At 71.6% G+C, this 23,264-nt stretch carries 24 protein-coding genes and 3 tRNA genes; 17 read left to right on the forward strand and 10 right to left on the reverse strand.

Annotated features, from left to right (window positions below; all coding sequences use genetic code 11):
• The 7 genes from FHP29_RS11195 to FHP29_RS11225 all read left to right on the forward strand — a co-directional run.
• On the forward strand, positions 1-623 hold a 623-nt coding region (locus FHP29_RS11195), incomplete at its 5' end, for an MFS transporter (RefSeq protein WP_139623311.1).
• A 195-nt stretch (positions 624-818) separates the two neighbouring features.
• A complete protein-coding gene (gene recA, locus FHP29_RS11200) occupies positions 819-1,868 on the forward strand; it encodes a recombinase RecA (protein ID WP_139622953.1) in 1,050 nt (349 codons plus the stop codon).
• 446 nt (positions 1,869-2,314) lie between these two features.
• The gene (locus tag FHP29_RS11205) at positions 2,315-2,854 is read left to right on the forward strand and encodes a regulatory protein RecX (RefSeq protein WP_139622954.1); all 540 of its coding nucleotides are present in this window, start codon (positions 2,315-2,317) and stop codon (positions 2,852-2,854) included.
• Positions 2,844-3,356: a phosphoribosyltransferase gene (locus FHP29_RS11210; RefSeq protein WP_240044448.1), complete on the forward strand. Its 513-nt coding sequence runs from the start codon at positions 2,844-2,846 to the stop codon at positions 3,354-3,356. The genes FHP29_RS11205 and FHP29_RS11210 overlap by 11 nt, the downstream gene beginning before the upstream one ends.
• 11 nt (positions 3,357-3,367) lie before the next feature.
• Entirely contained in the window at positions 3,368-4,225 is an 858-nt protein-coding gene (locus tag FHP29_RS11215; RefSeq protein WP_139622955.1) for a PPK2 family polyphosphate kinase, read from the forward strand.
• Positions 4,225-4,995 carry a HipA family kinase gene (locus FHP29_RS11220; protein ID WP_139622956.1) on the forward strand — a complete coding sequence of 257 codons (771 nt, stop codon included), beginning with the start codon at positions 4,225-4,227 and terminating at the stop codon, positions 4,993-4,995. Before FHP29_RS11215 ends, FHP29_RS11220 begins: the two co-directional genes overlap by 1 nt.
• On the forward strand, positions 4,992-5,411 hold the full coding sequence (locus FHP29_RS11225) for a DUF3037 domain-containing protein (RefSeq protein ID WP_139622957.1): 420 nt from the start codon (positions 4,992-4,994) through the stop codon (positions 5,409-5,411). The genes FHP29_RS11220 and FHP29_RS11225 overlap by 4 nt, the downstream gene beginning before the upstream one ends.
• 180 nt (positions 5,412-5,591) lie before the next feature.
• On the opposite strand, the gene FHP29_RS11230 is transcribed toward FHP29_RS11225, so the two are convergent.
• The 4 genes from FHP29_RS11230 to FHP29_RS11245 are packed head-to-tail and all read right to left on the reverse strand — an operon-like array spanning position 5,592 to position 9,043.
• Complete coding sequence (locus FHP29_RS11230) at positions 5,592-6,335, reverse strand: sirohydrochlorin chelatase (RefSeq protein WP_139622958.1); 744 nt, start codon at positions 6,333-6,335, stop codon at positions 5,592-5,594.
• 43 nt (positions 6,336-6,378) lie between these two features.
• On the reverse strand, positions 6,379-7,125 hold the full coding sequence (locus FHP29_RS11235; RefSeq protein WP_139622959.1) for a phosphoadenylyl-sulfate reductase: 747 nt from the start codon (positions 7,123-7,125) through the stop codon (positions 6,379-6,381).
• Complete coding sequence (locus tag FHP29_RS11240; RefSeq protein ID WP_240044449.1) at positions 7,122-7,325, reverse strand: hypothetical protein; 204 nt, start codon at positions 7,323-7,325, stop codon at positions 7,122-7,124. Before FHP29_RS11240 ends, FHP29_RS11235 begins: the two co-directional genes overlap by 4 nt.
• On the reverse strand, positions 7,325-9,043 hold the full coding sequence (locus FHP29_RS11245) for a nitrite/sulfite reductase (RefSeq protein WP_139622960.1): 1,719 nt from the start codon (positions 9,041-9,043) through the stop codon (positions 7,325-7,327). The genes FHP29_RS11240 and FHP29_RS11245 overlap by 1 nt, the downstream gene beginning before the upstream one ends.
• A gap of 351 nt (positions 9,044-9,394) precedes the next feature.
• Between FHP29_RS11245 and FHP29_RS11250 the strand changes: the two genes are divergently transcribed.
• Positions 9,395-10,846, forward strand: coding sequence for a glycine hydroxymethyltransferase (locus tag FHP29_RS11250; protein ID WP_139622961.1), 1,452 nt, complete (start codon positions 9,395-9,397; stop codon positions 10,844-10,846).
• 55 nt (positions 10,847-10,901) lie between these two features.
• Here FHP29_RS11250 and FHP29_RS11255 read toward each other — a convergent pair whose 3' ends face one another.
• Positions 10,902-12,032: a phosphotransferase gene (locus tag FHP29_RS11255; protein WP_139622962.1), complete on the reverse strand. Its 1,131-nt coding sequence runs from the start codon at positions 12,030-12,032 to the stop codon at positions 10,902-10,904.
• Between the two features lie 12 nt (positions 12,033-12,044).
• On the reverse strand, positions 12,045-13,229 hold the full coding sequence (gene glgA / locus FHP29_RS11260; RefSeq protein ID WP_139623314.1) for a glycogen synthase: 1,185 nt from the start codon (positions 13,227-13,229) through the stop codon (positions 12,045-12,047).
• Between the two features lie 167 nt (positions 13,230-13,396).
• Between glgA and glgC the strand changes: the two genes are divergently transcribed.
• The 8 genes from glgC (at position 13,397) to FHP29_RS11295 (ending at position 20,454) form a co-directional block, all read left to right on the forward strand.
• Complete coding sequence (gene glgC, locus FHP29_RS11265) at positions 13,397-14,647, forward strand: glucose-1-phosphate adenylyltransferase (protein ID WP_139622963.1); 1,251 nt, start codon at positions 13,397-13,399, stop codon at positions 14,645-14,647.
• Positions 14,644-16,281 (forward strand): phosphoglucomutase (alpha-D-glucose-1,6-bisphosphate-dependent), encoded by a 1,638-nt coding sequence (pgm, locus tag FHP29_RS11270; protein ID WP_139622964.1) that lies wholly within the window; start codon positions 14,644-14,646, stop codon positions 16,279-16,281. The genes glgC and pgm overlap by 4 nt, the downstream gene beginning before the upstream one ends.
• A gap of 35 nt (positions 16,282-16,316) precedes the next feature.
• Positions 16,317-17,258, forward strand: a complete 942-nt coding sequence (locus FHP29_RS11275; protein ID WP_139622965.1) for a YihY/virulence factor BrkB family protein — start codon at positions 16,317-16,319, stop codon at positions 17,256-17,258.
• An 18-nt stretch (positions 17,259-17,276) separates the two neighbouring features.
• Positions 17,277-18,383, forward strand: a complete 1,107-nt coding sequence (locus FHP29_RS11280) for a potassium channel family protein (protein WP_420813418.1) — start codon at positions 17,277-17,279, stop codon at positions 18,381-18,383.
• A gap of 140 nt (positions 18,384-18,523) precedes the next feature.
• Complete coding sequence (locus tag FHP29_RS21685; protein WP_158296545.1) at positions 18,524-18,697, forward strand: hypothetical protein; 174 nt, start codon at positions 18,524-18,526, stop codon at positions 18,695-18,697.
• Positions 18,698-18,776: 79 nt separating this feature from the next.
• A complete protein-coding gene (locus FHP29_RS11285) occupies positions 18,777-19,247 on the forward strand; it encodes a hypothetical protein (protein WP_139622966.1) in 471 nt (156 codons plus the stop codon).
• Between the two features lie 65 nt (positions 19,248-19,312).
• A complete protein-coding gene (locus FHP29_RS11290) occupies positions 19,313-19,501 on the forward strand; it encodes a hypothetical protein (RefSeq protein WP_139622967.1) in 189 nt (62 codons plus the stop codon).
• Between the two features lie 548 nt (positions 19,502-20,049).
• On the forward strand, positions 20,050-20,454 hold the full coding sequence (locus FHP29_RS11295) for a YjbQ family protein (RefSeq protein ID WP_139622968.1): 405 nt from the start codon (positions 20,050-20,052) through the stop codon (positions 20,452-20,454).
• 290 nt (positions 20,455-20,744) lie between these two features.
• Here FHP29_RS11295 and FHP29_RS11300 read toward each other — a convergent pair.
• The 3 genes from FHP29_RS11300 to FHP29_RS11310 all read right to left on the reverse strand — a co-directional run bounded on the left by FHP29_RS11300 (position 20,745) and on the right by FHP29_RS11310 (position 21,045).
• Positions 20,745-20,819 (reverse strand) — tRNA-Val (locus tag FHP29_RS11300).
• Positions 20,820-20,847: 28 nt separating this feature from the next.
• Positions 20,848-20,921: transfer RNA gene (locus tag FHP29_RS11305), tRNA-Cys, on the reverse strand.
• 51 nt (positions 20,922-20,972) lie between these two features.
• Positions 20,973-21,045 (reverse strand) — tRNA-Gly (locus tag FHP29_RS11310).
• A 147-nt stretch (positions 21,046-21,192) separates the two neighbouring features.
• Here FHP29_RS11310 and FHP29_RS11315 point away from each other — a divergent pair.
• Complete coding sequence (locus FHP29_RS11315) at positions 21,193-22,020, forward strand: aminotransferase class IV (protein ID WP_139622969.1); 828 nt, start codon at positions 21,193-21,195, stop codon at positions 22,018-22,020.
• On the opposite strand, the gene FHP29_RS11320 is transcribed toward FHP29_RS11315, so the two are convergent.
• On the reverse strand, positions 22,001-23,179 hold the full coding sequence (locus FHP29_RS11320; protein ID WP_139622970.1) for a GAF domain-containing protein: 1,179 nt from the start codon (positions 23,177-23,179) through the stop codon (positions 22,001-22,003). The genes FHP29_RS11315 and FHP29_RS11320 overlap by 20 nt on opposite strands.
• Positions 23,180-23,264 lie beyond the last annotated feature (85 nt).

Genomic DNA, 23,264 nt, shown 5'->3' on the forward strand with positions numbered 1-23,264 from the left:
CGACCGGCTCCTCGTGGGGCCGGACGGCGGGCGCCGTGCGGGAGCGGCCGGTCCTCGGCTACGCCATCGCGGGCCTGGCGCTGACGCACGCCACCATGATCGGCGTGATGACGATGACCCCGCTGCACATGGAGCACGGCGGATCCGGCCTCGAGGTGATCGGCATCGTGATCAGCGTGCACGTACTCGGCATGTTCGCCTTCTCCCCGCTCGTCGGCCTGCTCGCCGACCGGCTCGGCCGCGCGCCGGTCCTCGCGGCCGGGGGAGTCGTGCTCCTCGCCGCGCTGCTCCTGTGTGCCTCCGCGCCGAGTGGGATGTCCTGGCAGGTCACCGCCGGTCTCCTCCTGCTCGGCCTCGGCTGGTCGCTGGCGATGGTCTCGGCCTCGACGCTGGTCGCCGAGCACGCGCCGCTCGAGGTGCGCACCGACGTCCAGGGTGTCTCCGATCTCGTGATGGGGCTGACCGCCGCGGCGGCCGGCGCCGTGGCCGGCGTCATCGTCGGGGCGGCGGGCTACCCCGCGCTCGCCCTGGCGAGCCTGCTGCTCGTCGTCGGCGTGCTCGGCTGCGCGGCACGCGCGATCGGCGAGGGCCGCGGATCGGAGCCGACACGCCGAGTGGTGTGACGCGACTTCGAACAGGCGTTCGGATAGATTGGGCGGACGGCAGCAGGCGGTCCGTTCCGGTCCCTCGGCTGTCCACAGGTACGACGTCCGGGCGGGTTGTCCACAACCACGGCACGACTGATCAGGTTGTGTCGGGACCTCGCTCTAGCGTCGCCGACGTACCTGGCCCACCACGACACGAAGGAGACGAGGACCATGGCTGGAGACGACCGCCAGAAGGCGCTCGAGACCGCCCTGCTCAACATCGAGAAGCAGTACGGCAAGGGATCGGTGATGCGGCTCGGCGACGACTCGCGCGCCCCCCTGGACGTGATCCCGACCGGGTCGATCGCGCTGGACGTCGCGCTCGGCATCGGTGGTCTCCCGCGTGGGCGCGTGGTGGAGATCTACGGCCCCGAGTCCAGCGGAAAGACGACGGTCTCGCTGCACGCGGTGGCCAGCGCCCAGGCGGCCGGCGGCATCGTGGCGTTCATCGACGCCGAGCACGCCCTCGACCCGGAGTACGCCAAGGCCCTCGGCGTCGACACCGACGCCCTGCTCGTCTCGCAGCCCGACTCCGGCGAGCAGGCCCTCGAGATCGCCGACATGCTGATCCGCTCCGGCGCCCTCGACCTGATCGTCATCGACTCCGTCGCCGCGCTCGTGCCCCGCGCCGAGATCGAGGGCGAGATGGGCGACAGCCACGTGGGCCTCCAGGCCCGCCTGATGAGCCAGGCGCTGCGCAAGATGACCGGTGCGCTCAACCAGTCCAAGACGACCGCCATCTTCATCAACCAGCTGCGCGAGAAGATCGGCGTCATGTTCGGCTCGCCCGAGACCACCACGGGTGGTCGCGCGCTGAAGTTCTACTCCTCCGTGCGCCTCGACGTGCGCCGGATCGAGACCCTCAAGGACGGCACCGACATGGTCGGCAACCGGACCCGGGTCAAGGTCGTCAAGAACAAGGTCGCCCCGCCGTTCAAGCAGGCCGAGTTCGACATCATGTACGGCAAGGGCATCTCCCGCGAGGGCAGCCTGATCGACGTCGGCGTCGAGGCCGGCCTGATCCGCAAGGCCGGCGCCTGGTACACCTACGAGGGCGACCAGCTCGGCCAGGGCAAGGAGAACGCCCGCAGCTTCCTCAAGGACAACCCCGACCTGGCCAACGAGCTGGAGAAGAAGATCCTCGAGAAGCTCGGCGTCACCCCCACCGTGGACGGCCCCGACGACCTCTCCGACGACCCCATCGGCGTCGACAGCTTCTGATCGGTTGGGCCGAGCGTGTCGCCAGTCGGGTGAGGTCGCCAGCCCTCGCTGCGCTCGCGCCGCCGCCCTCACCCGACGCGGCTTCGCCGCAGGGCGACACGCTGCCGGCCCCGCGGTCGGGTTTCGCAGGTCCAGCCTTCGCCGGGCGGCAAGACGCGGCTTGCCGAGGTTCGCTTCGAGAGCGCGGGGCCGCACGTTGCGTCCGTCCGGGCGTTGCAGGGTGTCGGACGAGAGGGACCCTCGCGGCGATGTCGGGGTGCCGTCGGCGCTGGAACGACATGACCTGACGAAGGTGAGTGGCGCCGACGGCGGGGTCCCCGCTCCGAGCCGCGAGGGTCCCTCTCGGGAGGCGCCGGAGGCGCCCGGACGGACAGCCCCCACGGACAGCCCCCACGGACAGCCCCCACGGACAGCCCACTCCCACCCGATCAGCGAGGAGGCGATCGATGCGCACGGACGAACCGCCCGAGGACGACGGCTGGACCGAGGACGCCGACCCCGAGGCGGTGGCCCGCAAGATCCTCCTCGACCAGCTGAGCATCAAGGCCCGCAGCCGTCGTGAGCTCGAGGACCGGCTGGCCAGGCGCAACGTCCCCGAGGAGATCGTCACGCGCCTTCTCGACCGGTTCGAGGAGGTCGGCCTCGTCGACGACGAGGCGTTCGCCCGAGCCTGGGTCGAGGGCCGGCAGCGCAGCCGCGGCCTGGCCCGGACGGCGCTCGCGGTGGAGCTGCGTCGCAAGGGCGTGGCCGACGAGACCGCCAAGAACGTGCTCGCCGAGATCGATCCCGGCAACGAGGAGGACAACGCCCGGGCGCTGGTCCGCAAGAGGCTGCGCACCCTGCGCGGCGTCGACGAGCAGGTCGCCACCCGGCGCCTGGTCGGGATGCTCGCCCGCAAGGGCTACTCGCCGGGCACCGCATACGCCGTGGTCCGGTCCGAGCTCGGCGCCGACCGGGCCAGTGCAGAATGGTCCGGTGACGACTGAAGAGGCGCCGGTGCCCGCGCGCGAGATCCTCACCTACGACCTGTTCGGCACCGCGGTGCGCGAGCTCGCCCAGCAGGTCGTCGACGACGGCTTCGAGCCCGACATCGTCCTCGCCATCGCGCGGGGCGGGCTCGGACTGGCCATGGGCCTGGGCTACGCGCTGGACGTGAAGAACCTGTCCGCGGTCAACGTCGAGTTCTACACCGGCGTCAACCAGCGCCTCGACGTGCCGATGATGCTTCCGCCGACGCCGGCGGCCATCGACCTGACCGGGATGCGGGTGCTGATCGCCGACGACGTCGCGGACACCGGGAAGACGCTCGAGGTCGTCCGTGACTTCTTCGCCGACCACGTCGCCGAGGCGCGCACCGCGGTGATCTACGAGAAGCCGTGGACCGTGATCCGGCCCGAGTACGTCTGGCGGCGCACGGACGCCTGGATCGACTTCCCGTGGTCGTCGACGCCACCGCTGGTCGACCGCCGCGGCGGCCAGGCCCACTAGGGTTCCGAGCCATGAGCTTCCCTCTCTCGAACCTGACGTCCGGGTTGCGCGTCCCGCCGGGCCCGGTCGACCTGGCGGCCGTCGAGACCGACGCCGCTCCCGGCTTCGACGGGAGGAAGAAGGACGGGGAGGCCGCTTTGCTGGCGCTCGGTCCTGAGCTGGCCGACCTGCAGGAGCGCCTCTTCGCCGACGGCAAGTCGGGTGGGCGTCGCAGCGTCCTGCTGGTCCTGCAGGGCATGGACACCTCCGGCAAGGGGGGCACGCTCCGCTCGACCGTCGGCCTCGTCGACCCGCAGGGCGTGCGGATCACGTCATTCAAGGCGCCGACCGAGGAGGAGCGTGCCCACGACTTCCTGTGGCGGATCACGAACGCGCTGCCGCCGGTCGGGCTGATCGGCGTCTTCGACCGCTCCCACTACGAGGACGTGCTCATCGCGCGGGTCCGCTCGCTCGCACCGACCGAGGAGATCGAGCGACGCTACGACGCGATCAACGCCTGGGAGGCCGACCTGGAGGCCAAGGGCACCACGATCATCAAGTGCATGCTGCACATCTCGGCCGACGAGCAGAAGGCGAGACTCCTCGCCCGCCTCGACGACGAGACCAAGCACTGGAAGTACAACCCCGGCGACGTCGACGAGCGCGAGCGGTGGTCGGCCTACCAGGAGGCCTACGAGATCGCCATCGAGCGCACCAACACCAAGGTCGCTCCCTGGCACGTCATCCCGGCCGACAAGAAGTGGTATCGCAACCTCGCCATCGGAACCCTGCTCCACGACGCCCTGCGCTCCTTCGACCTCGGCTGGCCGAAGGCCGACTTCGACGTCGAGCACGAGAAGCAGCGCCTGCGGGACGAGAAGCCCCTGTGATGGAGCGGGTCGCCGTCACCCGCTATGTGACGCCCCTGCGCGAGGGCGGCAGCCTGCCGGGGATCGTCGAGGCCGACGACCTCGGGACCTATGTGTGCAAGTTCCGTGGCGCCGGCCAGGGCACCCGGGTCCTGGTCGCCGAGGTCGTGGTGGCCGGCATCGCCCGCCTGCTCGACGTACCCACGCCCGAGCAGGTCGTGCTCGACCTCGATCCGGAAATCGCGCGCTACGAGGCGGACGAGGAGGTGCAGGACCTGATCAACGCCAGCGCCGGGCTCAACCTCGGCATCGACTTCCTGCCGGGCTCCTTCGGCTACGACCCTACGAGCGAGCCGGACGCCGATCTCGCCGGCCGGGTGCTCTGGCTCGACGCGTTCACCGCCAACGTCGACCGCAGCTGGCGCAACCCCAACCTGCTCGTCTGGCGCGGCACCCTGCAGGCGATCGACCACGGCGCCTCGCTCTACTTCCACCACTCCTGGCCCGGCGGCCCCGGTGACCCGGCCCGCTTCGCGGCGCAGCCCTACGACGCGTCCGAGCACATCCTCGGCGGGTACGCCGGCCAAGCCGCCGCGCAGGACGGCCACCTCGCCGCTCGGCTGACCGACGACGCCCTGGCCGCCGTCCTCGCCGACGTCTGCGACGACTGGCTGGAGCCCGTCCCCGGCGCCGAGTCCGCGGACGCCCTGCGGGAGAGGTACGTCGCGTTCCTCGCCGCCCGCCGTGACGGCGATCGGGCCTGGCTGCCGACGGCCCGGGCGGCGTCATGAGGCCCTACCAGCCCTACCAGTACGTCACCCTGCGCTGCGTCCCGCGGGTGGAGCGCGAGGAGTTCGTCAACGTGGGGGTGGTGCTCCATTGCCCGGCCGAGGACTTCCTCGGCGTGCGCTCCGCGGTCGATCCCGCCCGGCTCCGCGCCCTGCACGCGGCGGTCGACGTCGACGCGGTCCGTGCGGCCCTGGAGATGGTCGACAAGGTCTGCCGTGGCGAGGCCCATGCCGGCTTCGGCGTCGGCGTGCGTGCCACCGCCTACGGCTCGCGCGCCGAGAAGGACGACCCCAGCACCCGCTTCGGCTTCCTCAAGGCGCCCAGAAGCACCGTCGTCCAGCCCGGCCCGGTCCACGGCGGCGTCACCGCCGACCCCGCCCGCACCCTCGAGCACCTGCTGGAGTGCCTGGTCCTCTAGCGCGACCCGGCCCATCCTCACCTCCCAATTGCGTCGACCCGGCCCATCCTCACCTGCCAATTGCGTCGACCCGGCCCATCCTCACCTCCGAATTGCGTCGACCCGGCCGATCCTCACCTTTTGCGAGGTAAGGATGGGCCGGGTCGACGTCGATCTGAGGTCAGGACGCGCCGGGTCGCGCTAGACGGGGACCAGCTCCACCGCGCCGACGGCGTACCGGGCGAGGATGGTCCGGGCGATCTCCGGGTGGGCGCCGAGCGGCTCGGCCACGGCGACGGCACCGGCCTCGAGGGCGAGCTCCGTGGCCCGGTCGACCAGGTTGCCGGGAGCCAGGAACAGCGAGGCCACCGCGATGTGACGGCGGCCCTCGGCGCGGAAGGCGCGGACCGCCTCGCCGGTGGCCGGGGGAGCGCTGGTGGCGTACGCCGCGGTCACGGGCAGCTTGTGGTGCGCGCCCCACAGCCGCGCGAGCCGGGCGACGGCCTGGTTGGCCAGGGGGTCGGAGGTGCCCGCGGCCGCGAGGACGAGCGCGTCGAGCTCGCGGATGCGCGCCTCCTTGAGCGCCTCGCGGAGCCGCTCGTCGAGGACCTCGAGGAAGCGCGGCTCGAGGCCGAGCACGGCGGTCGCACGGATCTGCAGGCCGGGGTGGCGGGTCGTGGCCTCGGCGATCACCTCGGGCACGTCGACCCGGGCGTGGAAGGCCTCCGCGAGCAGGAGCGGTACGACGACGATCTCGTCGTATCCCGCCTTCACCAGCCGGTCCACGACCGTGTGGAAGCTCGGCTTGGCGAGGTCGAGGAACGCCTTCTCGATGCGCAGGTCGGGACGCAACGCCTTCGTGGCGTCGACGAGCGCGGAGATCGTGGCGGCCGAGCGCGGGTCACGGCTGCCGTGGGCCAGGGCGATGAGTGCCGGAGCGGTCATCGTCGGTTTCCCCTTTCCTGGATGCGGGCGACACAGGGATCGGTCATGAGTGGATCCCGCATTCGGTCTTGTTGGTGCCGGCCCACCGGCCGCTGCGCGGGTCTTCGCCCGGGGCGACCCGGCGGGTGCACGGCGCGCAGCCGATGGACGGGTAGCCGTCGTACACGAGCGGGTTGACCAGCACGCCGTTGTCGGCGATGTAGCGCTCGACCTGCTCGTCGCTCCACCGCGCGATGGGGGAGACCTTGACCTTCTGCTTCTTCGCGTCCCAGCCGATCACGGGAGCGATGACCCGGTTGTGGGTCTCCGCGCGGCGCAGACCGGTCGCCCAGGCGTCGTAGCCGGCCAGGGAGTCCGCGAGCGGCTTGACCTTGCGCAGCGCGCAGCACAGGTCGGGGTCGCGCTTGTAGAGCTCGGGGCCGTACTCGGCGTCCTGCTCGGCCACCGACTGGACCGGGGTGATCGAGATCAGGTTGACCTTCATCGTGGCCGCGACGGCGTCGCGGGTGCCGATGGTCTCGACGAAGTGGTAGCCGGTGTCGAGGAAGACGACGTCGACGCCGGGCACGACCTTCTCCGCGAGGTGGGCCAGGACGGCGTCGCCCATCGAGGAGGTGATGCAGAACCGCTCGCCGAAGGTGGCGGCGGCCCACTCGATGATGACCTCGGCTGGGGCGAGCTCGAGCTCGGCGCCCCAGTGGGACACCAGCTCGCGGAGCTCCTCAGGAGACCGGCCGGCGGTGTGCGACCCGCGGAACTCGCGAGCGGCACGCGTGGTGGCGGTGGTCATGAGGCCCCTCCTTCTTCGTTGGCGGTGGGGTGGGTGCTGGTGCCGGACGCCCGGTTGATGAGGCCGAGCAGCTCGACCTTGAAGGCCCGACGGCACCCTCGGCATTCCCAGCCGGTGGGCTCGTGCGGCCACAGGTCGGTCTCGCCGCAGTACGGGCAGTGGTAGGGCACTGCCCGCGACGACACCGACTCCTCGGACATCAGACCGACTCCAGCGCCTTCTCGCCGCGCAGCAGCTCCTCGTCGGCACGATGGACCCAGGCGTCGAACGCCTCGCCGTCGGTGCGATCGGCGAGGTAGTTGCCGACGACCGTCGAGACGTAGTCGTCGAGGCCCTTGCTGGTGACCTTGTGGGCGCGCAGCTTGCGGCCGAAGTTGGCCCGCAGGCCGATGGCGCCGCCGAGGTGCACCTGGAAGCCCTCGACCTGCTCGCCGAACTCGTCGACGACGAGCTGGCCCTTGAGGCCGAAGTCGGCGACCTGGGTCCGGGCGCAGGCGTTGGGGCAGCCGTTGACGTTGATCGTGATGGGCGTGTCGAGGTCCGGGAACCGCTTCTCGAGCTCGTCGACCAGGTCGCTCGCGCGGTTCTTGGTGTCGACGATCGCCAGCTTGCAGAACTCGATGCCGGTGCAGGCCATCGTGTTGCGGCGCCAGGCGGACGGTCGGGCCGAGAGGCCGATCTCGTCGAGCCGGTCGAGCAGCGCGTCGACGACGGCGCCGTCGACGCCGATCAGCACGATCTTCTGGTACGGCGTGAGGCGGGCCCCGGCGACGCCGTACTCCTCGAGCAGGTCGGCCAGCTGCACCAGCAGCGTGCCGGAGACCCGGCCCGCGGTCGGTGCGATGCCGACGTAGAACTTGCCGTCCTTCTGCTCGTGGACACCGACGTGGTCGCGGTGACCGACCGGCGACTCGGGGGAGGCGAGGGTCTCGAGCTTCTTGCCGAGGTACTCGTTCTCGAGGACCTCGCGGAACTTCTCGACGCCCCAGTCGGCGACGAGGAACTTCAGCCGGGCGCGCGAGCGCAGGCGGCGGTAGCCGTAGTCACGGAAGATGCCGGCGACACCGGCCCACACGTCGGGGACCTCGTCGAGCGGGATCCAGACGCCGAGCTTCTGGGCGAGCATCGGGTTGGTGGACAGGCCGCCGCCGACCCACACGTCGAAGCCGGGGCCGAGCTCGGGGTGCACGGTGCCGACGAACGAGACGTCGTTGGTCTCGGGGGAGACATCCTGACTCGGGTGACCGGTCACGGCGGTCTTGAACTTCCGGGGGAAGTTCGAGAAGTCCCTGTTGCCGATGTAGCGGCGCTCGATCTCCTCCAGCGCCGGGGTGCCGTCGATGATCTCGTCCTTGGCGACGCCGGCGACCGGCGAGCCGAGGAACGGGCGGGGCGAGTCGCCGCACGCCTCCAGCGAGTGCAGGCCGACGGAGTCGAGGCGCTCCCAGATCTCGGGCACGTTCTCGATCTCGATCCAGTGGTACTGGATGTTCTGCCGGTCGGTGACGTCCGCGGTGTCGCGGGCGAAGTCGACGCCGATCTGGCCCAGCGCGCGCACCGCGGCGGGGGAGAGCAGCTTGCCGTCGGAGCGGACCCGCAGCATGAAGTAGCGGTCGTCGAGCTCCTCCTCCTCCATCGACCCGGTACGGCCACCGTCGATCCCGGGCTTGCGCTGGGTGTAGAGGCCCATCCAGCGGAACCGGCCGCGCAGGTCGGCCGGGTCGATCGAGTCGAAGCCCCGCTTGGAGTAGGTGTAGAGGATCCGGTCCCGCACGTTGAGCGGGTCGTCGTCCTTCTTGGACTGCTCGTTCTTGTTCAGCGGCTCGGTGTAGCCCAGAGCCCACTGGCCCTCCGCGCGCTTCGGGCGCGGGATCTCGGTGAACTTGGCTCGCTCGGGCTTGAAGCGCAGGTCAGGCATGCGGGGAGGAGGTCCTTCGCTGATGGGCGCGCCGAGGTGGTCGGGGCGCGCGGCTCGGATGGATGCGGCGGCGACGTCAGCGGGGCCAACACATCATGCTGCGCGTGCGCCCGAAGTCCACGTGGCGTCGAACCACGAGGTGCGCATGAGTGGCAGCAGTGACCATGTCAATGAGTCTCACCCCTCGGACGCCGTCCCCACAAATGCGGATCTCAACATCTGGATACAAGTCTCAGGATGCGGACGACGTGTCCGCGCAAGGGGCGCAGGCGGAGGGCCGCTGCGACACAGGTCACACCACCTGTCGACCGTTCCCGCACGCCACCGGCGCCGACCACTACGCTGTGCGCCATGAGCGACAACACCCTCAACGGCGACCTCGTCAGCAGCGCCTACAACCAGGCACTGGAGGTCATCGCCTCCGTCGAGCCGCGCATCGCCGAGGCGACGCGCCAGGAGCTTGCCGACCAGCGAGCATCGCTCAAGCTGATCGCCAGCGAGAACTACGCCTCACCGGCCGTGCTGCTCACCATGGGCACCTGGTTCAGCGACAAGTACGCCGAGGGCACGGTCGGCCACCGCTTCTACGCCGGCTGCCAGAACGTCGACACCGTGGAGGCGCTCGCGGCCGAGCACGCCCGCGAGCTGTTCGGCGCGGAGTACGCCTACGTCCAGCCCCACTCCGGCATCGACGCCAACCTGACGGCGTACTGGGCGATCCTGGCCCACCGCATCGAGGGCCCCTGGCTGAAGGACGCCGGCGTCAAGAACATGAACGACCTCTCCGACGCCGACTGGGAGCGGCTGCGCCACGAGTTCGGCAACCAGCGCCTCCTCGGCATGAGCCTCGACGCGGGTGGTCACCTCACCCACGGCTTCCGGCCCAACATCAGCGGCAAGATGTTCCACCAGCAGCAGTACGGCACCGACCCCGAGACCGGTCTGGTCGACTACGACGCACTGCGGGCGAAGGCCAAGGAGTTCAAGCCGCTCATCCTGGTCGCCGGCTACTCCGCCTACCCCCGCCGCGTGAACTTCGCCAAGATGCGCGAGATCGCCGACGAGGTCGGCGCCACCCTCATGGTCGACATGGCCCACTTCGCCGGCCTGGTCGCCGGCAAGGTGTTCACCGGCGACGAGGACCCGGTGCCCTACGCGCACGTCGTCACCAGCACCTCGCACAAGTCGCTGCGCGGTCCGCGCGGCGGCTTCATCCTCGCGACCGAGGAGTACGCCCCGAGCGTCGACCGCGGCTGCCCGATGGTGCTCGGCGGTCCGCTCTCGCACGTGATGGCAGCCAAGGCGGTGGCCTTCGCGGAGGCACGTACGCCGGAGTTCCAGGGCTACGCGCAGACCGTGGCCGACAACGCGAAGGCGCTCGCCGAGGGCCTGATGAAGCGCGGCACCAAGCTGGTCACCGACGGCACCGACAACCACATCGTGCTGCTCGACGTCAGCTCCTTCGGCATCACCGGGCGCCAGGCCGAGTCCGCGCTGCTGGACGCCGGTGTCGTCACCAACCGCAACTCCGTGCCGGCCGACCCCAACGGCGCCTGGTACACCTCCGGCATCCGCATCGGCACCCCGGCGCTCACCAGCCGTGGCTTCGGCGCCGCGGAGTTCGACGTCGTCGCCGACCTCATCGTCGAGGTGCTGCAGAACACCAAGCCCGGCACCACGTCCGCCGGGGCGCCCTCGAAGGCGTCCTACACGCTGGGCGACGGGGTCGCCGACAAGGTGCACGCCGCGGCGGCCGAGCTCCTGGACAAGCACCCGCTCTACCCCGGGCTCGACCTCTCCTGACCCGGCAGCGTCAGGCGCGCCGGGAGGAGCTGACCTCGGGGCCGCGGACGAGGCCTCAGCCGGTCTGATCCAGCAGGTCCAGGCTGTAGCGGGCGATGGCGGCCCTGGTGGCGGCCATCGCCCGCAGTGCGTCCGTCGGCTCCGCGCCGAGGTGCTCGAACGGGATGGCCGACAGCCCGGTGAACAGCAGCAGATGCAGCGCGTGGGCGCGGCGAACGGTCGGAAGGTCGAGCTCGACGCCCTCCGCGGCCAGCCCCTCGGCGTACGCCGTCAGGCAGGCCTCGTCGCGCGCGGCGAGATCGTCCGCCGCGCAGCGGCCCAGTTGGGCCTCCCCGACGAGCAGTTGCCCCAGGTCGAAGCCGACCGGCACCGGGCCGAAGAAGCCGAAGTCGATCATCGTGAACCCGTCGCGGTCCGGGCGCACCAGGAGGTTGTTGGGGCACGCGTCGCCGTGGCCGACCAGCACCGGTTGCGCCAGCAGCTCGGCGGTCAGGGCCGGCAGTCGCTCGACCGCTCCGAGCATCCGGGGACGCAGGTCGGCGAAGGCGCCCTCGACCAGTGGGTGCCGCCAGACGTCCTCGCTGCCGAGGATCGGCAGGACCTGGTGGCCCAGGCGGCCCTCGACGTACGACGCGATGGTCCACTCGTGCCCTCCGACGTCCGCGAGCGAGCGCACGTGGGGGCTGCCCGCGAACCGTCCGAGGAGGAGGGCGGCCCGGCGGTAGCGCGCGAGATCCCAGGCGGTCTCGGCGACCGGTACGGGCTCCAGCCACACGGAGTAGGAGCCCTCGTCGATGTCGTGCACGCCCAGCGCGCGGGGGAGCGCCAACCCCGACGGCAGGTGCTCGCCCAGGTCCGATCGGTAGACGGCGCCCTCGGTCCGCCAGGGGACCATCGCCGCCGCCCAGGCGCGGATCTCGGGCGGGACCTCCGTGAACAGGGGCGAGCGGGTCCACTCGTGGACGTGCTTGACGAAGAGCCGGAACTCGCGGACCCGGCCGTCGACGGCCGCGGTGCCGGTGACCCACCACCGCCCGCCGGTCGTGATCGCGGGCAGGTCGTAGTCCACGACCTGGGCGGAGGACGACCGCAGCTCCACGTCGTCGGCGGCGAGGAGCGCGGCCACCATCTCGGCGAGGACGGGGTCCTCGACGTCGGCCGGGCCGAGCGCGCTGCGGTCGTCCATCTGGGGCCGCGGTCAGCCGCGCGCGGCGTCGTACACCTCGAGGGTGCGGGTCGCGATGGCCGGCCAGCTGAAGTCCTCGATCGCCCGCTTGCGGCCGGCGGCGCCGTACGACCGGGCGCGCTCCGGGTCGCTGGTCGCGTCGACGAGTGCCGCGGCCAGGTCGGCGACGTAGCGGTCGGGGTCGACCGGGGTGCCCGTGCCGTCCTGGACCTGCTCGACCGGCACCAGCCATCCGGTGCTGCCGTCGACGACGACCTCGGGGATGCCGCCGGTCGCCGTGGCCACGACGGCCGTCTCGCAGGCCATGGCCTCGAGGTTGACGATGCCGAGCGGCTCGTAGATCGACGGACACGCGAAGACCGTGGCCTGGGTGAGGAGGGCGCACACGTCGCGGCGCGGCAGCATCTCGGCGATCCACACGACCCCCTCGCGCGTCGAGCGCAGGTCGGCGACGAGACCTTCGACCTCGGCCATGATCTCCGGAGTGTCGGGAGCGCCGGCGCAGAGCACGAGTTGGACGTCCGGCGGCAGCGCGGCGGCTGCGCGGAGGAACAGCGGAAGCCCCTTCTGGCGGGTGATGCGGCCGACGAAGACCACCGAGCGCCGGTCCGGGTCGACGCCCAGCGCCCGGCAGCGGTCGGGGTCGTCCACCGGCGACCAGTCCGCGGTGTCGATGCCGTTGTGGACGACGTGGACGCGGGCCGGGTCGACGGCCGGGTAGGAGCGCAGCACGTCGTCACGCATCGCCGCGCTGACGGCGATGACCGCCGCGGCCGACTCGTAGGCGGTGCGCTCGGCCCACGACGAGATCCGGTAGCCGCCGCCGAGCTGCTCGGCCTTCCACGGCCGCATCGGCTCGAGCGAGTGCGCGGACACCACGTGCGGCACGTCGTGCAGGAGGCCGGCGAGATGGCCGGCCAGGTTGGCGTACCAGGTGTGGGAGTGGACGACGTCGGCGCCGGCGCACGCGCCCACCATCGACAGGTCGACCCCGAGCGTCCGGATGGCCGGGTTCTCCCCGGCGAGGGCGGTCAGGTCCGGATGGGAGGTCACGCCGGGCTCGTCGCGCGGCCCGTCGAAGGCGTGCACGCGTACGTCGGCCTCCGCCCGCAGCGCTCGGACCAACTCGGTCACGTGGACCCCGGCGCCACCGTAGATCGTGGGCGGATACTCCTTGGTCAGGACGTCGATGCGCACCATGGGCGTGACCCTAGACCCGTCGGTGGGTCCTGGGCGACGGTCGCGCCGGGGTCGGAGCGGTGACACGCGCCGGCTGTTCACATGTTGACGACATCGCCCGCTTCGCTCGGGATCTGCGCGGGTCGCTCTCGACCGCGCCGCCACGGCGCCACTACGGTCGGGCCATGAGCGGAGCAGGGAGTCGCCCCAAGGTCCTGGCCGTCGTTCTCGCGGGTGGGGAGGGGAAGCGGCTGATGCCGCTGACCGCCGACCGGGCCAAACCGGCGGTGCCGTTCGGCGGGATCTATCGCCTCATCGACTTCGCGCTGTCCAACGTCGTGAACTCCGGCTACCTGCGTGTCGTCGTGCTGACCCAGTACAAGTCGCACAGCCTCGACCGGCACGTCTCGACCACGTGGCGGATGTCGACGCTCCTCGGCAACTACGTCACCCCGGTCCCCGCGCAGCAGCGAGTGGGCAAGCAGTGGTTCCTCGGCAGCGCGGACGCGATCTACCAGTCGCTCAACCTGCTCACCGACGAGAAGCCCGACATCGTGGTGGTGGTGGGAGCCGACCACGTCTACCGGATGGACTTCTCCCAGATGGTCGACGCCCACGTGCGGTCCGGCGCCCGGTGCACGGTGGCGGCGATCCGCCAGCCGATCAGCCTGGCCAACCAGTTCGGGGTCATCGACGTCGACCCGGCCGCCCCGGAGCGGATCCGGGCGTTCCTGGAGAAGCCGAGCGATCCGCAGGGTCTTCCGGACGCGCCCGACGAGGTCCTGGCGTCGATGGGCAACTACGTCTTCGACGCCGACGCCCTGCGCGAGGCGGTGACCCGCGACGCCGAGCTCGAGCGCTCCAAGCACGACATGGGCGGCGACATCGTCCCGTGGTTCGTCGACCGCACCGAGTCGGCGGTCTACGACTACAAGGACAACGACGTCCCCGGCAGCAACGAGCGCGACCGCGGCTACTGGCGCGACGTCGGGACCATGCAGTCCTACTACGACGCGCACATGGACCTCGTCGCGCCGCTGCCGGTCTTCAACCTCTACAACTCCGAGTGGCCGATCTACACCAACTACGGACCGCTGCCGCCGGCCAAGCTGGTCGAGGGCGGCAGCGGCGACCTGAGCACCGTCTACAACTCCCTGCTCTCGCCGGGTGTCGTGGTCACCGGCGGACACGTGGCCGAGTCGGTTCTCTCGCCCGAGGTGTACGTCGACGAGGGGGCCGACGTCACCGGCTCGGTGCTGCTGCCCGGGGTCCGCGTCGGCGCCGGGGCGATCGTGCACAACGCGATCCTCGACAAGAACGTCGTGGTGCCGCCCGGTGCCCGCATCGGCGTCGACCCGGCCGAGGACGAAGCGCGCGGGTTCACGATCAGCGACGGACTGACCGTGCTGGCGAAGGACCAGGAGGTCCCCCAGTGAGCCGCGCCGGCCAGGTCGCGAGCCCGGCCGACCTGGTCGACGTCGCCCACCTCGTCACGGCCTACTACACCGAGCAGCCCGACCCCGAGGCCGTGGACGAGCAGGTCGCCTTCGGCACCAGCGGTCACCGCGGATCCTCGCTGCGCCGCTCGTTCAACGAGGCGCACATCGCGGCGATCACCCAGGCGATCTGCGAGTACCGCGCCGCGCAGGGCTACGACGGGCCGCTGTTCATCGGCCGCGACACCCACGCCCTGTCGGAGCCGGCCTGGGCCACGGCGCTCGAGGTCCTCGTCGGCAACGAGGTCACGGTGCTCGTCGACGACCGCGACGGCTACACGCCCACCCCGGCCGTCTCGCACGCGATCCTGCGGGCCAACGGCGGGCGTACGTCCGGTGGGGGGCTGGCCGACGGGATCGTGGTGACGCCCTCGCACAACCCGCCCGCCGACGGGGGATTCAAGTACAACCCGCCCCACGGCGGACCGGCCGACACGGACGCGACCGCGGTCATCGCGAGGCGCGCCAACGAGCTGATCGCCGGCGGGCTCGCCGAGGTGCGCCGGGTGCCGTTCGCCCGCGCCCGGGCCACCGTCTCGTCGTACGACTTCCTCGGCGGCTATGTCGACGACCTGCCCAGCGTGCTCGACCTGGACCGGGTGCGGGAGGCCGGGCTGCGGATCGGCGCCGACCCGCTCGGCGGCGCGAGCGTCGCCTACTGGGGAGAGATCGCGCAGCGGCACGGGCTGGACCTCACGGTCGTCAACCCGCTCGTCGACCCGACGTGGCGGTTCATGACGCTCGACTGGGACGAGAAGATCCGGATGGACTGCTCCTCGCCCGACGCGATGGCGAGCCTGATCGGCCGCAAGGACGAGTACGCCGTCGCGACCGGCAACGACGCGGACGCCGACCGGCACGGGATCGTCACCCCCGACGGGGGACTGATGAACCCCAACCACTTCCTCGCCGTCGCGATCGGCTACCTGTTCGGCGGCGCCCGACCCGACTGGCCCGCGTCGGCGCGGATCGGCAAGACGCTGGTGTCGTCGTCGATGATCGACCGGGTGGCCGCGGACCTCGGCAAGCCGCTGGTCGAGGTGCCCGTCGGGTTCAAGTGGTTCGTGCCCGGCCTGCTCGACGGCTCCTTCGGCTTCGGCGGCGAGGAGTCCGCCGGCGCCTCGTTCCTGCGCAAGGACGGCACGACCTGGACCACCGACAAGGACGGGATCCTGCTCGCCCTGCTGGCCAGCGAGATCCTCGCCGCGACGGGGCGCACGCCCAGCGAGCACTACGCCGGGCTCGCCGAGCGACACGGCGCGCCGTCGTACGCCCGCGTCGACGCGCCCGCCGACCGCGAGCAGAAGGCGCGCCTCGCCGGCCTGGCGCCGGAGGACGTGACGGCCACCAGCCTGGCGGGGGAGGAGATCACGGCCCGGCTGACTGCCGCGCCCGGGAACGGCGCCGCCATCGGCGGCCTGAAGGTCACCACCGACTCGGCGTGGTTCGCCGCGCGGCCCTCCGGGACCGAGGACGTCTACAAGATCTACGCCGAGTCGTTCCGGGGGCCCGAGCACCTCGCGCAGGTGCAGGCCGAGGCGCGCGATGTGGTGGGGGCCGCACTGGCGGGGTGAGCGGTTCGGGCGTCGCCGACCGATACGGTGGCGCCATGACGGCGGACGACTCGGAGACCGCCTGGCGGCGGGTCGTGCACACCGTGTGGCGACTCGTCGTGACGACGGTGGCCTCGTGTCTGAAGTACCGCGTCACCGGGCTCGCCGCCGAGGCCGCCTTCTTCGCCGTCGTGTCCGTGCCGCCCCTGATCTTCGCCCTGGCCGGCGGGGTCGGCTACGTCACCGAGCACTTCACCGCCGCCCAGGTGGAGGAGGTACGACGCGCGGTGCTCGAGCTGTTCTCGCGCTTCCTCACCGACACGGCCGTCAACAAGGTCATCCGCCCCACCATGAACAACGTCCTCGAGGGCGGTCGCTTCGACGTGATCTCGCTGGGCTTCGTGCTCGCCCTCTGGTCGGGCTCGCGGGCGCTCAACGTGTTCGTCGACACCATCACGATCATGCACGGCCTCGGCGGGCAGCGTGGGATCGTCAAGACCCGCGCGCTGTCGTTCCTGCTCTACATCCTCGCGGTGATCACCGGCGCGATCACGCTGCCGCTGGTCGTCGCCGGCCCCCGCCTGGTCCGCTCCTGGCTGCCGAATCGCGCCGAGTTCCTGATGACCTTCTACTGGCCGCTCGTCGTGGTGATCTGCATCTGCTTCCTCGCCACGCTCTACCACGTGTCCGTCCCGGTGCGGACCAACTGGAGCTTCAACCTCCCGGGGGCGGTGTTCTCGCTGACCAGCTGGGTGCTGGGCTCCTACCTGCTGCGCTGGGTCCTGACCGTCACCGCCGAGGACTCGCACTCGATCTACGGCCCGCTCGCCGCGCCGATCGCGATCCTGGTCTGGCTCTACATCGCCGCGCTGGCGGTGCTGATCGGCGCCGGCGTCAACGCCGCCTTCGACGAGGTCTTCCCGCAGGAGGCCACCCAGCGCGCCCGCCGCGAGCTCATCGACCGCCTGCTGCGGCGACCGACCGAAGCAGTGGAGTAGGTTCCGGCCGTGGGTGCGCTGAGTTCTGGACCGGCCGAGACCCCCCTGACGGGGCAGGTCGCGCTGCCCGAGCGGATCCGCTCGCCGTGGTGGGAGCTCGGCCGCCGGCTGCTGCTCGCGGCCGCCATCATGGTCGGCACGGTGCTGCTGGTCTACCTCGACCGGGACGGCTACCGCGACTCCGGCGACGCGACCGTGGCCGACCCGACCGGCACCATCTCGCTGGTCGACGCGATCTACTACACGACCGTCACGCTCAGCACGACCGGGTACGGCGACATCTCGCCCGTGAGCGACCCCGCGCGCCTGGTCAACGCCTTCGTCATCACCCCGGCCCGCATCGGGTTCCTCGTGCTCTTGATCGGCACGACGCTCGAGGTGCTCGCGCAGCGCGGTCGCGAGATGTTCCGGATCACTCGCTGGAGGAAGAACATGGGACACCACGTCGTGGTGATCGGCTACGGGACCAAGGGCCGCAGCGCGGTCGAGACCCTGGTAGGCAACGGCCTCGACCGCGACCACGTCGTGGTCGTCGACCCCAGCCCTGTCGCCCTGGCCGACGCGCACGCCGACCAGCTCGCCGTCGTCACCGGCGACGCCACCCGCCGCGGCGTGCTGCAGCGTGCGGGGGTCGCCGAGGCGGACCAGGTCATCATCACCACCGGCCGCGACGACTCCAACGTCCTGGCCGCGCTCACGGTGCGCCAGCTCAATCCCGACGCCTGGATCGTCGCCGCGGTCAGCGAGCAGGAGAACGCCCCGCTCATGCGCCAGTCCGGCGCCGACTCGGTGATCACCTCCTCCGACGCCGTCGGCCGCCTCCTCGGTCTGTCCACGCTCTCGCCGACCCTCGGCACCGTGATGGAGGACCTCCTCACCTACGGCGAGGGGCTGGAGGTCGCCGAGCGCGAGCTGCTCGTCAACGAGGTCGGCATGCCGCCCCAGTCGCTGCCGGACCAGGTGATCGCGGTGGTCCGCGACGAGAAGGTCTACCGCTACTTCGACCCCGTCGTGACCCTGCTCGCACGCGGCGACCGGCTGGTCGTCGTACGGCCTGCCAAGGAGCTGCCGTGGGCGCCGCGGCCCGGCACCCACAACGAGGACTTCGCCGCCGACGAGGACTGAGCCGGTCCCGGGACCCTCGCCGGGACCACTGGTCCGGGCTGACTACGACCGCCGCGAGCGACCGTCCACACCTGTCCACCGACCGGGCAGAACCGGCGCGCCCCGCGACACCGACGCCGCGGACGCGACACTCTGGGCACATGGCCAAGGACTTCGGACCGTGGGTGCGGCACGACTGGTGCCCCCGCTGCGCCCGACTCACGGAGCAGACACGCTGGTTCACCCGTCTGCTCGATGAGCCCTCCGAGCAGCACCAGCGCCGGGTGCGGTGCAACGAGTGCTCCGCCGACCTCGCGCGGGTCGCCGCGAGCTGAGTCCCGGGCCGACTTCGCGGGGTTGCCACCCGTCGAACGGGTACTGCCTGCCTATCCCCGTATCCGAGGAGGAGGCACCATGCACCGCAAGAGCACGGCCGAACAGCTGAGGGACGACCTGCGCGACTTCGTCGACGCCGTCGTGCCCGAGGTCGAGTCCGCCGTCCACACCGTCGCGGAGAAGGCACCGCCCCTGATCAACAAGGGCCGGGCCGTCGCCGTCGAGAAGGGCGCGCAGGCGGCCACGTCGCTCACCAGCCGGGTCCCCGACACCGTCCTCGACCGGCTGCCCGACACGGTCTCCGACCGGCTGCCGCAGCCCCGGCGCAAGCGGGGCAAGGCGTTCCTGGTCCTGGGCGCGATCGGTCTGCTGGGCGGCGCAGCAGCGCTGGCGGCCCGGCGCGGACAGGCCAGCAGCCCCGCTCCGTCGCGTCCGGCTCCCGCGGGCCCGGCCGGGTCGTCGTACCCGCGCCCGGTCGACAGCGAGACCAGCGAGGCCGACCCGAGCGACCCGCTCGTCGAGCCGCGGGTCGACGGCACCCAGGCCTGACGCGTCCCGCGCGCACCCTGCCGCACCCCTGCCCGGCGTTCGAACATGTGTTCTAACATGACGCCATGGCGGGGGTGCGGCATGTCTGGGTCAGGCTGGCGTTCGTGCCGGTCGAGCTGCCCGGCCTGGTGCTCGACTGGCGCTCGACCGAGCGCGGCTGGGAGGGCCTGGTGTCGTACGTCGACCGCGAGGGCCGCACGGTGACCGAGTGGCTGGCCGCGACCGCCCTGCGCCCCGCCTCGCCGATCGGCTGAGCGCGGCCCGACGTGTTCTCGTCGATTCGCCCCCACGGACCGGCCGGGGCCACTAGCCTCGGTCCCGGTTCCCCAACCACAGCGTGCCCGACGAACCCCACACTCGCCGGGCACGGGACGCCCTGCCCGGCATGCCGGGCAGGGCGTTCTTGGTCGCCGGGCTCGGCGGGAGGGCCCCACGCGGCAGGTGCCGGGTAAAGCCTTCCCGAACTCGCTCCGGGCCGCCCGACGCGGTCCTACTGTGGGTGGTGACCGGGTCACTCGGGATCGACCGGTCGCGACGAAAGGGATCCCGCCACCATGTCGATCATGCGATGTCCACAGTGCGGTGTGCCCTCCGTCCCCCCTTCCCCGGCTCGAGGCTGTTCCCTGTATCGAGCCGGCCGTGGTGAGGCGTCCCCACTCTGCCTGACCAGGGGCGGGTGCTCCCCGGGAGACCGCTGAGCACCAGTCGGACCCGGGAGACCGGGTGTCTGCTCCGTCGCGGGAAGAGCGCGCCTGCGGCGGAGCAGACGACGAACCGCTGCCGGGCGCGGGATGATGGTCCGGTGGACACCGAGACCCGGACCTATCGCACCGGCGACCGTGACGTCGTCCTCGACCTGACCCGCGACTGCGCGAACTTCGTCGCCGAGCGCGGTGACGGTCTGCTGCACGTGTTCGTGCCCCACGCCACCTGCGGGCTCGCGATCCTCGAGACCGGTGCCGGCAGTGACGACGACCTGCTCAGCGCGCTCGGCACCCTGCTCCCGGCCGACGATCGGTGGCTGCACCGCCACGGCAGCCGCGGCCACGGCCGCTCCCACGTCCTCCCGGCCCTGGTGCCGCCGTACGCCTCCGTGCCGGTGCTCGACGGCCATCTCGCCCTCGGCACCTGGCAGAGCATCTGCCTGGTGGACCTCAACGTCGACAACCACGAGCGCGAGGTGCGCTTCAGCTTCCTGGCCGGCTGACGCCGACGGAGGGCGGCCTCGGAAGCCGCCTCAGAGTGATCCGGACCCCGGTCGGTCGGCCGGGGATTGAAGAAGGCCCCCTGACGAGCGCAAGAGCAACGCGGCGACGGGGCTCATGCCGGCACCTGCGCGAGGATGAGCGTCGGCTTGGCCGACATCGCGGAGATGGTCATTTCACTGCCTCTCACTGGTATGTGAGAGCCGGAGACTTCTGTCCACGTGGTCCCCACGGGGAAATGAGAATCGGCCCCTGACTCTGCGTTTCCGCAGGTCAGGGGCCTGATCTGTTCTGGTGGGCGATACTGGGTTTGAACCAGTGACCTCTTCCGTGTCAAGGAAGCGCGCTACCGCTGCGCCAATCGCCCGGGTCTGGGTGGTGCTGTGGAGTTGTTGTGGAGGTGGGTACGGGATTTGAACCCGTGTACACGGATTTGCAGTCCGTTGCCTCGCCTCTCGGCCAACCCACCGCAGGAGGCCAGACTCACTGACCTGGTCAGGCAGTGGGTCTGACCACTCCGAGCGGACGACGAGGCTCGAACTCGCGACCTCAACCTTGGCAAGGTTGCGCTCTACCAACTGAGCTACGTCCGCATCGCACTGCTTCGAGGCCCTTTCGGACCGCTCTGCGGTGCGGTTGAGAACATTAGCCGATCCCCCGAGGGGCGCCAAAACGGGGTCCACTTTCGGCATGTCGGGCCTGTGCCGGCGGGTGGCGACGGGCCTCCCTAGGCTGGCTCCATGCGCGTGTGGATCAACGGCCGACTGCTGTCCGACCCGACGACGCCGGCGGTGCCGGTGACCGACCACGGACTGACGGTGGGGGACGCCGTGTTCGAGGCGGTCAAGGTCGTCGACGGGCAGCCGTTCGCGCTCCAGCGGCACCTCGACCGGCTCGAGCGCTCCGCGGCCGGTCTCGGCCTGCGCGGCCTCGCCGTCGACGAGGTACGACGAGGGGTCGGGGCCGTGCTCGAGGGGGAGCCGATCGCGCTCGGCCGGCTGCGGATCACCGTCACCGGTGGGAACGCGCCGCTGGGCAGTGGGAGGGGCGACGACCCGCTGACGGTGATCGTCGTGGCCGCGCCGATGGACCCGGCGCCGGAGACGACCGCGGTGATCACGGTCCCGTGGCCGCGCAACGAGCGCGGAGCGCTGGCGGGTCTGAAGACGACGTCGTACGCCGAGAACGTGGTGGCGCTCGCCGCCGCGCGCGAGAAGGGGGCGAGCGAGGCGGTGTTCGCCAACCTCGCGGGCAACCTGTGCGAGGGGACCGGGACCAATGTGTTCTACGTGGTCGACGGCGAGGTCCGCACGCCGACGCTGGCCAGCGGCTGTCTCGCGGGGGTGACCCGGGCGCTGGTCCTGGAGTGGTTCGGGGCGACCGAGGTCGACGAGCCGATCGAGGTCGCTGCAGGCGCGGACGAGATCTTCCTGGTCTCCACGACGCGCGACGTGCAGGGCGTCCACCGCTGGGACGACCGTGAGCTCGCGGCGCCCGGACCGGTCACCCGGGCCGCTGCCGCGCGGTGGCGCGAGCGGGAGCCGGAGCTCATCGGGCTGGAGCGTTGACCACCTTCAGGGACACGCCGTCGCCGAGACGGTAGGGGTTGGTGGCCAGCAGCGCCCCCAGCGCGCGACGCATCCTGGAGATCTCGGCTCGCACCGTGACCTGATGCTCGCTGTCGCCGTACAACCGATGGCTCAGCGCGCCGGCGGTGACGCCGCCGCGGCCCGCGTCCGCGATCGCCGTGAGCAGGTCGGCGTGACGAGGGGTGAGGGCGACCCGCCACGGAGCGTCGCCGCCGCGCACCTCGAGCATCGCGGGGGAGGAGCCGAGGTCCAGCGTCGCCGTGAAGCTGTGGCCCTCGCCGGAGGGCCGGATCAGCCAGCCGCCCCGCAGCCGCTCGGGAAGGCACAGCCCCAGCCCGGGCACCGCCAGCGCCCGGTCGGGCCGTGGCGCCTCGACCCGGTCCCGGACCGCCACGCCCTGGTGAGCGGCGACCCAGCCGTGGTCGTCGACCACGAGGAGCGGGCCGTTGGCGCCGGACAGCAGTGGCTCGGCGGTGCGTCGCAGCTGCTCGAGGCGGTCCTCGTGGTGGCGCCACAGCCGGGCCTCCGCGAGGCGCACGGACGCCGTGACGAGGGCCTCGATCGCTGGATGCAGGGTGAGGGCCGGGCCGCTCACGTCGACCACGCCCAGCAGCGATCCGTCGATGGGATCGTGGATGGGGGAGGCGGTGCAGTACCACGGCACCTGGGCGTTCTCGAAGTGCTCGGCGGCGAACAGCTGGACCGGCGCACCCTCCGCCAGTGCTGTGCCGATGGCGTTGGTGCCGACCGCGCCCTCGGTCCAGACCGCACCCTCGCTGAAGCCGAGATGGTCGGCCTGTCGCTTGACCCGGGGCGAGCCGCTGCGCCACAGCACGACGCCGTCGGCGTCGGAGACCACCACCAGATAGCTCGACGCGTCCGCTGCGCTCAGCAACAGCTCGCGCACCTCGTCGATCACCAGCGACAGCCGGGAGTTGCGGCGCCGGTCCTCCACGTCCGCCGGCGGCAGCGGATCGCGCCCGTTGCGCCCGTCGGGGTCGATGCCGAGCTCGATGACGCGCGTCCACGAGCGGGCCACGACGGCCCTCGGGCGCTGCGGCGGCGCGCTGCCGGAGAGCACCGCGTCGTGGATCCGGACCAGGTCGCGGGCACGCATTGCGAGATCGTGCGTGGCCATGCACTCACTCTAAGGACGCCGTGTGACCGGGACCACATGCAACATCGTGCAACGGTTCCGGCGGTGTGGCAGCCGGGAGTCTCCT

Origin of the sequence: Nocardioides albidus (assembly GCF_006335005.1) — a bacterium.
In the GTDB taxonomy this organism is placed as follows: Bacteria; Actinomycetota; Actinomycetes; order Propionibacteriales; family Nocardioidaceae; genus Nocardioides; species Nocardioides albidus.